The sequence below is a fragment of the Verrucomicrobiota bacterium genome (assembly GCA_016871495.1).
In the GTDB taxonomy this organism is placed as follows: Bacteria; Verrucomicrobiota; Verrucomicrobiia; order Limisphaerales; family VHDF01; genus VHDF01.
In genome coordinates, this window is sequence record VHDF01000107.1 from 1 (window position 1) to 14,514 (window position 14,514).

Consider the following 14,514-nt stretch of genomic DNA (forward strand, 5'->3'; position numbering starts at 1 on the left):
ACGCCGCCATCCACCAGATGTGCATCCTCCTCACTGAAACAGAAACCGTCTTTCCGACCACCCAACTCCGTCTCATCTACCGCCAGGTCGGCTCATCCTGATTCCACCCCAGGTCAGGATGTCTGAGGATAGGCCTCGTGCTTCTTCATGTCTTTCTCATCCAGGCTTTGCATATCTCTACCACGTTCAACGGCCGTTTTAAGCCAAAGAACTCCGCCGGGCCGGGGTGCGGAATGGTGAGTCACTTCAGCATCAAGTCAGTCGGGAGGTTAAACCATGGATGGCAACAGTATCTCTCGAAATGATTTCGAGAGAGGGGGGAAATTTGAGGCGGAAGGGGGGGATGGCTGTCCGACTTGGATTCGAACCAAGACAAAAGCCTCCAAAGGGCCTTGTGCTACCATTACACCATCGGACAACGCGGAGAAGAAGTAACGAAAACCACGGGTCCCTGCAATCAGATTTGACGCTTGAACTTCGCGGCGAGCTGATCGCTGTTTTTGACCAGCAAACCAAGGTCGCTCCCGACCGCCACCACCGTGCAACCCTTGTCCAGCCAATGGCGGGCGTCGCTTTCCACGGGCGCGAGAATGCCCGCCGCTTTCCCGCAGGACCGCATCACCCCTACCGCATGCTCGATGGCCGCGCGCACCTCCGGGTGTCCGGGATTCCCCAGATGTCCCAAGGAGGCCGCCAGATCACTGGGCCCGATGAACAGGCCATCCACCCCTTCCACCCTGGCGATGGATTCAAGCCGGTCCAGCGATGATCGCGTCTCGATTTGGAGCAGCAGGCAAATTTCCTCGTTGGCCCGGGCGTAGTAATCGCGGACCCGGCCAAAATGGTTGGCGCGGACCGTGACGGCGACGCCCCGCACTCCCTGGGGGGGGTAGCGGACGGCGGATACTGCGGCGGCGGCTTCTTCCGGAGTTTGGACGTAAGGAATCAGGAAGTTTTGCATTCCCGCGTCGAGCAGTCGCTTGATTTCGACGAAGTTGTTCCAGGTTGGGCGGACGACGGGAGCGGCGGTCCCAGCCGACAGGGCCTGGGCCTGGCGGACCACGTCGGGGAGTTCATTGGGTGCGTGCTCGGTATCGAGCAGGATCCAGTCGAATCCGGAGCGGGAGATCACTTCCGCGGCCAGGCTGTTGCACAGGCTGCACCAGAGGCCGATTTGAGGAGTTCCCGAGACGACGGCGCGTTTGAAAGGATTGACAGGGTGATTCACGGGATGGAAGAGGCTTGGAAGGGTTCAGACGAGAATCTTGTTCACAACATGGCCATAGACGTCGGTCAACCGGTAATCCCGGCCGCCGTGACGGAAGGTCAAGCGCTCGTGATCGAGTCCGAGTAAATGGAGCAGGGTGGCATGAAGGTCGTGGACGTGGACCTTGTCCTGAACCGCATGCCAGCCGAACTCATCCGTGGCCCCATGCGTCATGCCTCCACGCACCCCGCCACCGGCGAGCCACATGGTGAAGCCGAAAGGGTGGTGTTCCCGTCCGTTGGTCCCTTCCGCGGTGGGCGTTCTTCCAAATTCCCCGCCCCAGAGAACCAGCGTTTCGGCGAGGAGGCCGCGCGCCTTCAAATCGTGCAGCAGGGCCGCGATGGGTTGGTCCACGGCGCGGCATCGTTTCGGGAGTTGTTCCTTGAGTCCGCTATGGTGATCCCAGGCATTGTTGACGGGGGCGTCGAACACTTGAATGAAGCGGACGCCGCGTTCCGCGAGGCGGCGAGCCATGAGGCATTGTCTTCCAAACATCTCGGTTGCGGGATCGTCGAGTCCGTAGAGCGATCGCGTGGCCTGGCTTTCCCGATCGGTATCGAAGGCTTCCGGCGCCGCCGATTGCATGCGAAAGGCCAGTTCGAACGAGGCAATCCGCGCTTCGAGCGCCTCGGCTTCGGGATGTCCCGCCCTGTGCAGTCGATCCAGGGCCGCGAGGGTATCCAACTGCCGGCGTTGTCGGCGAACGACCTCGGGACTGGTGCGGACGTGAGCGATCGGATTTTTCAAGTCCCGGATGAGGGTGCCTTGGTGGGCGCTGGGCAGAAAACTGGAGGCCCATAACTGCGCACCCTGAAAAACGGCCGCGGGACAGAGGACGACGAACCCCGGCAAGTCTCGGTTTTCAGTTCCCAGACCGTAGAGAAGCCAGGACCCCATCGCGGGTCGCGAAAAGGCTTGTTCTCCCGTGCACATTTGCAAGGCGGCGCCGGAATGATTGATGTTGTCCGCCACCATGGACCGGATCACGCACAGATCGTCGGCATGTTTCGAGAGGTGGGGAAGCAGTTCGCTGATTTCAAGGCCGCCCTGTCCGTGCTTCCGAAAGGTCCAGGGAGAGGCGAGCAGATTGCCGGTTTTAGTGCGCTCGAGCTTGGGCTTCTCGAATGGAAGCGGTTTTCCGTGATCCGACGAGAGCCGGGGCTTGGGATCGAAGAGGTCCACGTGGGAAGGGCCTCCGGGCATGTAGAGGAAGATGATGCGTTTGGCTTTGGGCGCGAAGTGAGGAAGACTTCCGGCCGGGCCGGGGACCGCCGCCGCCAGTCGATGGTTGTCTGGAAGCAGGCCCTGCAAAGCGAGCCATCCGAACCCGGCTCCGAGGCGGCGGAGCAGGGAACGGCGGTTGAGAACGGGAGGCGAGAAGGGGATTGGCGCAGTCATGCTAATCGAGGAAGAGCCATTCGTTACCCCAGAGCAACAACTGCGCAAAGTCGTCCCAGCGGGCTTCCATGGACGCGTTTGATTCCTTGTTGGTGTTGAGAAACTGGAGCGCGATTTTCAACTCCGATGGCGTGGGAACGCGACTGAGCAACCCCTGGTAGGCGGACGTGACCCGATCGGCATCCGTTCCCGCATGCGCGCGCACGATCCGGGCAAATCGCGCGGCATGTTCCAGCATGAACGGGTGATTGAGCAGAAACAGGGCTTGGGGCGCGACGGTCGAGACGAATCGTTTGTCCACCGAAGCATCCGGATTGGCGGCGTCGAAAAGCATGGCAAAACTGCCGCGATCCCAGCGGGCTGTTTGCACGTAGAGCGATCGACGGGACGATTGGAGATCGTCGTCCGCCGGGCCGCCGCCGGAGAAGGAGAGGGATCCGGACACCGACAAGATCGTATCCCGGATGGCTTCCGCCTCCAGTCGTCGCGAGGTGAAGCGAGCGAGCCATCGGTTTTCGGGATCGGCTTGGCGCAACGCGGGAGTCGTGCTCGAGGAACGCTGGTAAGCCTCGGACAAAAGCATCTTTCGATGCAGGGCTTTGATGGATCCCCCTTCGTGCAGGAAGTAAGATGCGAGCCAGTCCAACAATTCCGGATGGGTGGGTGTCTCGCCCAGTTTGCCGAAGTTGCCCGCCGTGCGTACCAAGCCCTCGCCAAAGTGATGCTGCCAGATCCGATTGACCAAAACGCGCGCCATCAGTGGCCGCGCTTCGGAGACAATCCATTGTGCGAGGGCCAGTCGTCCGCTGCCGGCAAATTCCGCCGAGGGGGGGGCGCTGCCTGGTGGAGATGCGGGTGTTGGATGAGGGGGGACGAACCATGCCGGAAAGCGGCGTGGGACCCTTTCTCCGAGTTGTGAGTATTGTCCACGCAGGTGGATGGGGACATCCTGGAGATGGGGAAAAAGTCCTCCAGGGGTTCCCCCTTCGCGAGCAGCGATGGACATGGGGAGGACCGGGATGGATCGCTTGAGGAGGTCCCGCTGATGAGTCAGACGGCGGCGCTGCGGCGAGTCCGCCGGCACGGGAGGCTTTTTCTGATCGAGATTTTTGATGTCCGACTCCAGTCGCGCCAGCAAGGCCTGTTGCGCTTTCCAGCGGGAAGCTTCCCGATCCGAGGCGAGCGGTGTCCGCAGGAGTGTGTACTCTCCCCCTTTTGTTCCCAACTCTTCCAGGACGCGGGTGCTGTAGAAAACTCCGGCCAGCGCGTAGTAATCCCGCTGAGTTACGGGATCGAATTTGTGGTCATGACAGCGGGCACAACCCAGGGTCAGGCCGAGAAAGGCCTTGCCGATCGTGTCAATTTGATCATCCACCATGTCGCTGACGATCTTCTCCTTGTCAGCGTCTCCCCGATCCCACACGCCGTTGGAAAGAAAGGTTGTGGCCGCGAGGCCCTCGGCATTGAATTCCTGGCCCGGCGGGGCGGGAAGGAGGTCGCCGGCGATGTGATGGACGATGAACTGTCCGTAGGGCAGGTCTCGGTTGAGCGCGGTGACCACCCAATCCCTGAATCTCCAGGCTTCGAGGGGTTCGCAACTGGCCACCCGGGCTTTGGGATTGGCATCGTGAAAGTCCGCGTAACGCACGACATCAAGCCAATGCCGGGCCCAGCGTTCCCCGTATGCGACCGATGCGAGCAGACGATCGATGAGTCGGGGCCAGGCGTCGGGCGAAGGGTCGGCCAGGAAAGCCTCCACCAGATCCGGATTCGGAGGCAGTCCGGTGAGATCATAAGACGCTCGACGAAGGAGCGTCCGGCGAGAGGCGGGCGGATTGGACTCCAGTCCGCGCCGGCTTAATTCCGCATCGATGAAACGATCGATTTCGTTGCCGTGAGGGGAGGATGAGGATCCGGACGGAAGCTGGGGGGCACGCAGCGGTTGAAAGGACCACCAGGGGGGAGTTGAGCGGGCGGCGGGAGGCTGCGATTCGGCCTGGGAAAGGAGGATCGCGAGGGCTAATCCGAGCACGATGCAGGCAGCAGTTCTCATTTTGGTGGGTAGGGCGCGTCACTCCGTGCGCGCCGGCTTTGGAAACACCCGGTTTCGGCGCGCAGCGGAGTGCGCGCCCTACCTTGATCAGTCAAAATGAGAACCGCTGCGATGCAGGATGGGAAGGCGCCCTGCCGCGGAAAAGGATGCCGATGAAAACGTCGGGCAAGGCGGCGAGCTTCCACCGCGGGGGTATTGGGATCGCTGATTTCATGGAGGGCGAGGCTCGCCTCTGAAAGTGCGCCACTTCCCGGGCGATCAAGCCAGGATGGGTTGAATGACTTCCCCGTGGACATCAGTGAGGCGCCGGTCGATGCCGTTGTGCCGGAAAATGAGTTTTTCGTGATCGATGCCCAACAAATGGAGAATCGTCGCGTGGATATCGTAGACGAGGGTGGGGTGGGCTCGATCGAGCGGTTTGTATCCGAATTCGTCGCTGGGTCCGTGGCTGATGCCGCCGCGGATGCCTCCTCCGCACAGCCAGTTGGTGAAACAGAAAGGGTTGTGGTCGCGTCCCTTGCCGCCTTGTGTGGAAGGCATCCGGCCAAATTCGGTTGTCCACAAAACCAAGGTGTCGTCCAGCAGGCCGCGCATGCGCAAGTCCTGAATGAGCGCGGAAGCCCCCCTGGCCATGCCCATCGACAGGGGGCCGTGGTCACGGCGAACGTCCTCGTGAGAATCCCAGTTGCGTCGTGGGAAGCCATTGTCATTTCCGGACCAGATTTGGACGAAGCGAACGCCGCGTTCGAGCAAGCGCCGGGCCACCAGGCATTTTCTGGAAAAGTGATCGATTTCCTCGGTGGGGTTGATCTCCTTGTCGAACGTGGATTGACCGTGGTCGAGTCCGTAGAGCTTGAGGACGTGTGCGGGTTCTTTGGAGATGTCGATGGCCTCCGGGGCGGCGAGTTGCATGCGCGCGGCGAGTTCGTAACTTCGGATCCGGGCATCGAGCCGGGTCTCGCCCTCCCGGGAGGAGGCATGCTCGCGATTGAACCTTTCGAGGAGCTTTTGCGTGGCGCGCTCGCTCTCCGAGTTGACAAAAGGTCCCTGCGTCCCTGGAAAGAGGTCGGCGATGGGTTGATCCCGTCCTGGAAAGAGGGTGGTTCCCGAATGCTGGCCCGGGAGGAAAGCCGCATCCCAATTCTTCGGGCCGTTCGAGGCGAAACCGCGGTGGTCTGGCAAGACGACGAATGCAGGCAGGTTTTCGTTGAGGGAACCCAGTCCGTAGCTGACCCAACTTCCCATGCCGGGAAAACCTGGAGATTGAAATCCAGTGGCTTGCAAGTAAGTGGCCTGGCTATGCACGCCGGTCTTGCCCACCAGATTATGGATGAAGGCGATGTCGTCCACCACCTCGCCCAGCGCTGAAACGACGTCGCTGAGCGGTTTGCCGCATTGACCGTAGGGTTTGAACGGCCAGATGGGCTTCATCCACGGCCCAAGTCCGTCTTGAAACGCCTCCACGTGTTCGCCGAATTCGGAGGGTTGACCGTCTCGTTTCACGAGTTCCGGTTTGAAATCGAAGAGGTCGATGTGGCTGGCGGCGCCTGCCATGAACAATTGGATGACGCGCTTGGCCTTCGGCCGATGGGTGGGGAGCTTTCCTGCTTCGGCCCGGGCATTCGGAGCCAGCAAGCCCTCGCCGAGAAAAAGGCTGGCCAGCGCGATGCCCCCCAATCCTCCACCACTGTTCCAAAGAAACTCGCGCCGGTTCAGCCGGGGCGGGAGGAATCGATGGAATGGGGAGACGGGCGGCACGGGGTCAATCAATAAACAGAAATTCGTTTAGATTGAACAGCATTCTGCACAGGTTGGGAAGTCCATACTTTTGGGTAAACTGGAGGAGGGCCTCGGATTCAGACCGGGATGGAGGGCGGGAGAGAATGCGACGGTGAGCGAGGTCGATTTGCTGCTCGAGTTCCGGCGCTTCGGATGGAAGGCGGGCCGCCATGATGGAGGCCATGGCGAGCATGTGCGGATGATTCATCATCGACAGCGCCTGAGTGGGCGACAGGGTTTCGTTCCGCTTGGCCACTTGCATCGAGGGATCCGCGCAATCGAGGGACGCCATGAACGGTTGCGGCTGGGAACGGACCAGGAACCGGTACACGCTGCGCCGGTGCGAGGCGGGGTTGCGGGGGTCGTGCAAGTGGTATTGGTAGTGAGGAGAATGTTCCGGTTTTTCGATGACAAAATCCTGGAAGCTGGGTCCGTGCATTCTTGGGTCGAGCGCGCCCGCGGCTTGCAGGGCGGCGTCCCGGACCGATTCCGCGTCGAGTTTCTTGCGGTTCATGCGCCAGAGAAAGCGGTTGTCCGCGTCCCTGGCCGAGGCATCCACGCGCGAATCACTGGATTGGCGGTAGGTGTGGCTGGTCAGGATGAGTCGGGAAAGCGTCTTGAGTGATTGGCCGCCGTCGCGGAACTCGGAAGCCAGCCAGTCGAGCAACGCGGGGTGGGTCGGTCGCGCCCCCATGCGTCCGAAATCGTTGGGCGTTTCGACGAGGCCCCGGCCGAAGTGATGTTGCCAGACTCGATTGACGATCGATCGCCAGACGAGCGGATGATCCGGATGGCTCATCCAGCGGGCGAGCGCGGCGCGGCGCGCGCTTTCGGCGTGATTCGGGGGAAGATCGAATTGATTCGGAACACCGGGAACGGAACGAACCGGAGCCGGTTGCGCCACGACGCCCGGCTTGACGATGTTTCCGCGTTGGAGCACGTGCACGGTGCGGGGTTTGCCGCCCTCGGCCCCCGTTCCCTTGAAAGATCCTTTTCCCGTGTGAACGGCCCCGGCATAGACGAGGCTGAGAGGGGGCAACGCTTGGGATGCCTGCCGGAGGGCTTCAAGTTGGTTCGTTCCTTCGCGGAATTCCTGCCGCTCTGATTCGCTCGACAAGCCGTGAAAATACCGGTCCCGTTCGCCACGCAAGCGAGTCAGCGTGGCCTGCGCCAGCGAACCGTCTGCCACTTGGCCAGGCCAGTAACCATCGGTCAGGTTGGATCGGGCCCACCGTGGAGCGTTCTCGATGGAATCCAAGGCGGTCACCTTGGCCTTGAGGGCGGCGTTGGTGGGTGTGTTTGAGAACACTTCAAGCTCGGCCAGAGCGAAAATGTAATCATTCTGACGCAAGGCGAGGGTGTGGGCGGTGACGCGGAGGTAACGACCTTTCGAGTGCGGGGGACACTCGACGATTACAGGCGTCAAGGACTTCGGTTTGGTTCCCGCTTGAAAATCGCGAGTCAGGATCGTGACGCCATCCTTAAACTCGGGATCGTCCGACGTAGAGAGACTCAGGACAGGAGGAAAGCCGAATCCCTTGCCGATGCCGTTGAAGTCGTCCTCGGCGGCATGAAGCACCACTTGCCGCAAGACCTGGGAAACACCGAGATCGATTTGCACCCACTTGGAGTCATCGGGTTTGGGGGCGATCTGGCTGTGGAATCCGAACGCGGCCTGGCGCTGAACAGTTCCTTCGGCGGCGGTGATCTCACGATCGAGTGCCTCGAATCGTGCGGGGTCGCGCTGCTGAATCCTCCCGCGCAAATCGTTTTGAGCTTGCCTGGCTCGTTCCAGAGACTGGTCGATCTCATGGCGCTTGGCCGCCACTCGATCGTCCCGGTCATATCTTACTTCGGTGCGATCGATGGCGGCAAAGACCGCTTGCAGCGAGTAGTAATCCTCCATGGAAACGGGATCGAACTTGTGGTGATGGCATTGGGCGCACTGGACGGTCAGGCTGGTGAAGGTTTGCAGCGCGTTCACCACCATGTCGTCCCGGTCGAGATGGCGGGCAACCTTGCCGTCGATCTTGGTTTCAGGAACCTCCGCATGGCCGATGAAATCCCACGGACCCGCTGCGATAAATCCGAGCGCCTCGACGCCATCCCGGGTGCGGGGATAGAGGACGTCTCCCGCCAATTGTTCCTGGAGAAATCGAGAGAAGGGTTTTGCCTCGTTCAACGCGCGGATGACGTAGTCGCGATAAGGCCAGGCATGGGGACGAGGCTTGTCCTTGTCGTATCCGTGGGTTTCCCCGAAGTGAACCAGATCGAGCCAATGCCGGGCCCAGCGCTCCCCGTATTGAGGCGAGGCCAGGAGGCGATCCACTCGCCGTTCGAAGGCCAGGGGATCTGAATCCTTGAGGAAAGCGTTCATCTCCTCGGGCGGGGGGAGCAACCCCAGAAGGTCAAAATAGAGCCGCCGCAAAAGCGTTCGGCGATCGGCTTCGGGAGAGGAACTGAGCCCCTGGCGTCTAAGTTCATCGAACACGAAGGCGTCGATGGCGTTTCGAGCCTGGACGTGTGGCGAGGGACTCGGCGGGTTCGTGGGAACGGGGGCGCGTCGAACGGGCTGCAATGACCACCAATCTTCGCCAGACGGAACCGCGTCGGCCATGACCGGGAAAGCCGTTAGGTGGAAAAGGGAAAACGCAAGGACGAGCGGGAGGAAAAATGACCCAGTCGCACTGCCATGGCGTGCGGACCGTAGACAACATGCGGTCGTGCCATCAGGTCCAGTGGCACGTGTGGTCTCGGCGCTGTGGCGTCGCGTTCGGAGGGCGGTTGGGCTGAAAGCAAGCCGCAGGAGGTCGAAGCGATGGCGCGGATGGATGGTTCTGCGGGATAGGGGAAAGAAATGTTCCTGCGGCTGATCCTTCGGACACAGCCTCGCTCCGATTTCCCGGGCAACCGCCAAGAGTTTTGAGTGACGCCCGGGGAGATGCTCTGAGCGAGCGAAGGCGAAGGAGCGGATGCATCCCGAGCGGTTCATAGGCTAAGGTGCGGGCTTGGAGGCCTTGGATTCGTCGGCCGCGCGCCAGAGATACCAGGAGGCCGTGGTTCGGTACGGACGCCACTTCTCCCCGAACGCGAGCAGTTGTTTCGGCGTGGGCATCATGCGTTTGCGGTAGGCGAGCCGGAACCCGTTGCGTACGCCGTAATCACCAACCGGTAGGACATCATACCGGCCCAAAGTAAAAATGAGAAGCATTTCGACGGTCCAACGCCCGATACCACGAACCTCGGTGAGACAGTCCACAATGGCTTCGTCCTCCATCCTGGCCAGGACTGATCGGGTGGGAACACGTCGATCACGAGCCTTGGCCGTCAGGTCGCGGATGGCCGCGATTTTCGATCCGGAGAATCCCGCGGTCCGGAGAGCGAGGTCGTCCACGGTCTCGACTTGCGCAGGAGAGGGAAATCGCTTGGCCGGAAAGAGCGCGCGAAACCGTTTCAGAATGGTGGCGGCGGCGGCGCCATGAAGCTGCTGGTGGGCGATCGCCCGCAGGAGGGCTTCATAAGGCTGGCGTGACTGCGGTTTGAGGGGGCAGGGACCGTGCGTCTCGATCAAGGTTTTCATGACCGGATCGGCTGAAGCGAGACGCGTGAGGGCCTCGGGGGTCATGGGGCGCCCGTGATCATGCGGCGAGCGGCGCCAGCACCGATTCCAAGATTGACACCGCTTCCTCCGCTTGAGGCTGGCCCAGATTCAACGCGGGAAGGAAACGGATCCGTGCCGTGCCGCTTGGAATCGTCAATAGTCCGGCCTCGTGCAAACGTTGGACGAGTTGAAGGGAAGACGGCTTGTCCTGGGTGGCGAAGGCCGGGATGCGGTCCTTTTCCTCGATTTCGAGTCCGAGGAGGAAGCCGAGTCCACGGCCATTCTTGACCACCGAAGGGTAGGTGACCGCCAATCGGTCGAGTTGCTGGCGGAGCCACTCGCCGACACGCCGGGCGTTTTCGTCCAGTTTCTCCCGTTCGATCACTTCGAATACTTTGAGGGCGATGGCGCAGCCCAGCGGGGTGCCGCCGAAAGTTGTGCCATGGGTGCCCGGGCCGAGGATGCCCGCATGCCGGTCATCGATCCAGAACGCGCCAATGGGAAAGCCGCCGCCGAGCGACTTGGCCATCGAGTAACCATCGGGCCGGAAGCCCTCCAGCTCCGGCATGCCCTCCAGAATGCGCTGAAAACTTTGGAAGCGTCCGGTGCGAAAGTGTCCACACTGCACGCCATCGATGAGCAGCAGCAGATGCTGCTCGTCGCAAAGTCGGCGCAGCCCGAGGAGGTAATCCGAGTGGGCGGGATTGATGCCGCTCTCGCCCTGAACGCCTTCGATCAGGATGGCGACGGTGGCGGGGGAAAGCGCCGCTTCCGCCGCGGCCAGATCGTTGAAGGGGATGTGCCGAAAACCTGAAACCGGAGGTTCGAAGTCCTTCTTCACTTTGTCCTGGCCGGTGGCGGCAATGCCGCCGAGGGTGCGTCCATGGAAGGAATTCAGCGCGGTGAGAATTTCGAATCGTCCATCGTCATGGCCGAACTTGCGGGCCAGTTTGTAGAGTCCCTCGTTGGCCTCGGCGCCGCTGTTGCAAAAAAAGACGCGTCCCGGGCCCGCGTAACGATTGATGCGCTGGGCGAGCCGCCCTTGGGGTTCGTGGTAATAGAGATTGGAGACATGGAGCAACCGCCGTGATTGCTCGATGAGCGTTTCCGTGATTTCAGGATGCGCGTGGCCGAGGGAACAGACCGCGATGCCGCCCCCCATGTCGAGGTAGCGCCGGCCGCGCACGTCCCAAAGGTAACTGCCTGCGCCATGGGTGAACGCCAGTTCGAAGCGGGCGTAGGTTGGCGCCACGTGGCGCTGGAAAAGCTCGCGGACCTGTTCGAACTGGTTGTGAACGATGGGAGGCGGGGCGGGTGGGAAAAGCTCTTTCATCAACCCAGGAAGCTGCAGATGTATTCACAAATGCCGGCGGATACCTGAATATCGAAGCCCGATTTGGCGGGCACGTCGAAGTGTTGCCCCGCCGTGAAGGTCGATTCCAAGGACTGACCGTCCAATTTGACCGTGCACGTTCCAGCCACGATCTCCATGCGCTCCGCTTGGTCGGTGCCAAAATGGAATTGGCCGGGGTAGATCAACCCGAGGGTTTTTTTGGTGCCGTCGGGGAAGTGCAGGGTATGGCTGACCACCTTGCCTCCGAAATACACATTGGCTTTGGTGACGGCGGTGACGTTTTTGAATTCGTTTGGAACTTGACCCATGATGGGTGCCGAGTGTTCGGCGGCGTGATGAAAAGTCAAGAACCAGGGCTCATGAACTTGGCTATTCTGGAACCGCCCCGCATCGGGATGTTCCCTGAGTTTGGCTGGACCATGGCGCCGACGTTGGAGGAAAGTCTGCGCGGAGCCGGTCCAGAAACCACTTCGAAAATGATCACCAACACTCCCAGTTCCTGCCTCACGCTCGCGGGCATCGATGACGCCATCGTCATCGCGGAAGTCCGCGATCGGTCCGTCCGATCCCACGACGGCCTGCTGCAACATGCGGAGTCGCGATTCCAGGCGGTCGACGAACGGAGCGGAAACGGTCCCCGGACGCTTCGGGCGGACCGCCCGGTGTCGAACGCTCAGGCTCCGAAACACTCTTGCTGGAAATGAATTCACCTGCGGACAACCTTCCTGCTTTTTTCGATGCGGTCATGATCGGCAGCGGTCACAACGGGCTAGTGGCGGCGGCTTATCTCGCGATGGCCGGACGCTCCGTGTTGGTGCTTGAGAAGAACGCCACGTTCGGCGGTGCCACAGCCTCCCAACGCGTCTTTCCCGATTACGATGCGCTGCTCTCGCGCTATTCCTACCTGGTTTCGCTTTTTCCCGAGCGCATCACGCGCGAACTGGGCCTCGACTTCCAAACGCGGCGCCGGAGCACCGCCTCGTTTACGCCGTATACGGATGCCGCGGGCCGGGCGCAGGGGCTGATTCTTTCCAATGAAGACGAAAGCCGCTCGCGCGAGTCGATGCGGCGCATGACAGGCGGCGACGCGGCCTGGGCTCGTTATCAGCGACTCTTGTCTCTGCAAAGGGCCATCGCAAAACTCCTCTGGCCCACGCTGCTGGAGCCGTTGCGGTCGCGCGCGTCGTTCGAGTCGCAGCTCTCCACGGACGAGCAAAAGTCGGCGTGGCGATTCTTTGTTGAGCGGCCGCTGGGTGAGGCCATCGAGCATTTTGCCGACCATGACGCGCTCAGAGGATTGCTGATGACGGATGGAAAAATCGGCGTCTTCTCGCATCCGCACGAGGCGAGCCTGCTTCAAAACCGCTGCTTTCTCTACCACATCATCGGCAACGAGACGGGCGAGTGGCGGGTGCCGGTCGGCGGCATGAGGAGCCTCGTGGATTCGCTGTTGAACCGCTGCCGCGCTCTCGGCGTGTCGCTGCTCGCGGAGGCTCCCGCACGGCACATCGAGACGGGTCGGGAGCGGCACCGCGTGACCTTCGAGCTCGATGGGCGCGAGCCATGCGTGGAGGCTCGTCATGTGTTGGTAAACGCCGGGCCAGCCACGCTGGCCTCGCTGCTGGGTGAGATGAGCGAGCCCCGCGAGGAAGACGAGGGCGCGGCGGTGAAAATCAATCTGTTGCTGCGCCGCCTGCCGAGGTTGAAAGCGGAGGGCATCCACCCGGAGGAGGCCTTCGCGGGGTCGTTTCACATCGATGAAGGCTACGCGCAGATGCAGGCATCGTGGGCTGCCGCACGTGATGGACACCTCCCGAATCCGGCTCCTGCCGAGACTTACTGCCACACGCTGACGGATCATTCCATCCTCTCGCCGGAACTGCGCGCGCAGGGCTTCCAGACGCTGACGCTTTTCGGCCTGGACATGCCGTGGCGACTGTTCACCGCCGAGCATGACGCCCGCCGCGCCGAGGTCGCCCGGCTCTGTTTGCAGGGCCTTGACCGTTTGTGCGACGAGCCGTTTGCCAACTGCATTGCCCGCGATCGCGACGGCAACCTCTGCATGGAAATCAAGACGCCGCAGGACTTGCATCGCGAAATCGGGCTCGATCAGGGCAACATTTTTCACAACGCGCCGTCTTGGTTCTGGGCCGACGACGAAGCCGAGGTTGGCACATGGGGCGTGGAGACGCCGCACACCCGCATCTACCGTGCGGGTTCTTCCGCACGGCGCGGCGGCGCCGTCAGCGGCATCCCCGGACGCAACGCCGCGATGCGCGTGCTTCACTCCTGAATCGCGATGGCCGAGATCATCGCGAAGTCCTGAACCGTTTGAGCAGGTTTGTTCCAGAGGTTGGATGGCTCTCACGGAGGCACAGAGACACTGAGAGGAAGCATCCGAAGCCTGTTTTACTCACGGGGTCACCGGTTCAGGCATGCTTCACCATCTTTGTGCCTTCGTGGCTCCGTGAGAGCCCTCTCTTGTCGAGTCCCCTCGGCAGGCGTGCGGGAGAATTGGGGCACGTGCATACGTGGTCGGTTGTTCGTGTCTACCGATCTCTCCGTTCGCAATGATCTGTCTGGAATGAAAACGGACACCGGGCTGGAGGAAGCGTTGTCTTCATTGGTGTGCATTCGTGTCCATTCGTGGGTGAAATGCCTTCTCTTGGATTCTGAGCCCATCCCAAGTCCACGGTTAAGGGAGTCATTTGACCACCCGTGGCACGAATCACGCGGATAAATACAGGCTTTCGGTCGGCTCGATGAGAGTCAGCATCATCGACCGTCTGTAGGGAACGCCAGGACAGAGAGGAACCCTCGGTCCATCCGTGTGATCCGTGGTTGCCCCAGAAAAGGCTCAGCCGTGATCCGCGGAACAGAGCCCTCCCCAAATCCACGGGTAAGCCTGGGTGCATGGAAATCTCTGATTTTTCCCGTCAGGAAAACTGCATGAAATCTCCAGGGAAACGCTAGGTCGGCCACCCAAGCTCGCGGAAGTGTCCTCCCGCGGGGCAGAAGCTTCGTGTTCTCACAGTCGGACCGCTTCACGACAAAAGGCCGCC

At 61.4% G+C, this 14,514-nt stretch carries 10 protein-coding genes and 1 tRNA gene; 2 read left to right on the forward strand and 9 right to left on the reverse strand.

What is annotated here, in order from left to right:
• Positions 1-344: 344 nt before the first annotated feature.
• The 9 genes from FJ404_17355 to FJ404_17395 form a co-directional block, all read right to left on the reverse strand.
• Positions 345-418, reverse strand: a tRNA-Gln gene (locus FJ404_17355).
• Positions 419-457: 39 nt separating this feature from the next.
• Positions 458-1,228, reverse strand: a complete 771-nt coding sequence (locus FJ404_17360) for an HpcH/HpaI aldolase/citrate lyase family protein (GenBank protein ID MBM3824624.1) — start codon at positions 1,226-1,228, stop codon at positions 458-460.
• Between the two features lie 24 nt (positions 1,229-1,252).
• Positions 1,253-2,665, reverse strand: a complete 1,413-nt coding sequence (locus FJ404_17365) for a DUF1501 domain-containing protein (GenBank protein MBM3824625.1) — start codon at positions 2,663-2,665, stop codon at positions 1,253-1,255.
• Between the two features lies 1 nt (position 2,666).
• On the reverse strand, positions 2,667-4,718 hold the full coding sequence (locus FJ404_17370; protein ID MBM3824626.1) for a DUF1553 domain-containing protein: 2,052 nt from the start codon (positions 4,716-4,718) through the stop codon (positions 2,667-2,669).
• A gap of 258 nt (positions 4,719-4,976) precedes the next feature.
• Positions 4,977-6,434 carry a DUF1501 domain-containing protein gene (locus tag FJ404_17375; GenBank protein ID MBM3824627.1) on the reverse strand — a complete coding sequence of 486 codons (1,458 nt, stop codon included), beginning with the start codon at positions 6,432-6,434 and terminating at the stop codon, positions 4,977-4,979.
• A gap of 46 nt (positions 6,435-6,480) precedes the next feature.
• Positions 6,481-9,114 carry a DUF1553 domain-containing protein gene (locus tag FJ404_17380; protein MBM3824628.1) on the reverse strand — a complete coding sequence of 878 codons (2,634 nt, stop codon included), beginning with the start codon at positions 9,112-9,114 and terminating at the stop codon, positions 6,481-6,483.
• A 378-nt stretch (positions 9,115-9,492) separates the two neighbouring features.
• On the reverse strand, positions 9,493-10,122 hold the full coding sequence (locus FJ404_17385) for a DNA-3-methyladenine glycosylase 2 family protein (protein MBM3824629.1): 630 nt from the start codon (positions 10,120-10,122) through the stop codon (positions 9,493-9,495).
• 13 nt (positions 10,123-10,135) lie between these two features.
• Complete coding sequence (locus FJ404_17390; GenBank protein MBM3824630.1) at positions 10,136-11,431, reverse strand: aminotransferase class III-fold pyridoxal phosphate-dependent enzyme; 1,296 nt, start codon at positions 11,429-11,431, stop codon at positions 10,136-10,138.
• Entirely contained in the window at positions 11,431-11,760 is a 330-nt protein-coding gene (locus tag FJ404_17395) for a pyrimidine/purine nucleoside phosphorylase (protein MBM3824631.1), read from the reverse strand. Before FJ404_17395 ends, FJ404_17390 begins: the two co-directional genes overlap by 1 nt.
• A gap of 51 nt (positions 11,761-11,811) precedes the next feature.
• Between FJ404_17395 and FJ404_17400 the strand changes: the two genes are divergently transcribed.
• Together FJ404_17400 and FJ404_17405 are read left to right on the forward strand one after the other, a co-directional pair.
• Positions 11,812-12,156 (forward strand): hypothetical protein, encoded by a 345-nt coding sequence (locus tag FJ404_17400; GenBank protein ID MBM3824632.1) that lies wholly within the window; start codon positions 11,812-11,814, stop codon positions 12,154-12,156.
• Positions 12,153-13,745, forward strand: a complete 1,593-nt coding sequence (locus FJ404_17405; protein MBM3824633.1) for an NAD(P)/FAD-dependent oxidoreductase — start codon at positions 12,153-12,155, stop codon at positions 13,743-13,745. Before FJ404_17400 ends, FJ404_17405 begins: the two co-directional genes overlap by 4 nt.
• The last annotated feature ends 769 nt before the right edge of the window (positions 13,746-14,514 follow it).

What these genes read in the sequence shown, in the direction of transcription:
- FJ404_17400 (MBM3824632.1), top strand. Translation starts at nt 11,812, where the DNA reads ATGAACTTGGCTATTCTGGAACCGCCCCGCATCGGGATGTTCCCTGAG.
- FJ404_17380 (MBM3824628.1), bottom strand. Translation starts at nt 9,114, where the DNA reads ATGGCCGACGCGGTTCCGTCTGGCGAAGATTGGTGGTCATTGCAGCCC.
- FJ404_17405 (MBM3824633.1), top strand. Translation starts at nt 12,153, where the DNA reads ATGAATTCACCTGCGGACAACCTTCCTGCTTTTTTCGATGCGGTCATG.
- FJ404_17370 (MBM3824626.1), bottom strand. Translation starts at nt 4,718, where the DNA reads ATGAGAACTGCTGCCTGCATCGTGCTCGGATTAGCCCTCGCGATCCTC.
- FJ404_17365 (MBM3824625.1), bottom strand. Translation starts at nt 2,665, where the DNA reads ATGACTGCGCCAATCCCCTTCTCGCCTCCCGTTCTCAACCGCCGTTCC.
- FJ404_17395 (MBM3824631.1), bottom strand. Translation starts at nt 11,760, where the DNA reads ATGGGTCAAGTTCCAAACGAATTCAAAAACGTCACCGCCGTCACCAAA.
- FJ404_17385 (MBM3824629.1), bottom strand. Translation starts at nt 10,122, where the DNA reads ATGACCCCCGAGGCCCTCACGCGTCTCGCTTCAGCCGATCCGGTCATG.
- FJ404_17390 (MBM3824630.1), bottom strand. Translation starts at nt 11,431, where the DNA reads ATGAAAGAGCTTTTCCCACCCGCCCCGCCTCCCATCGTTCACAACCAG.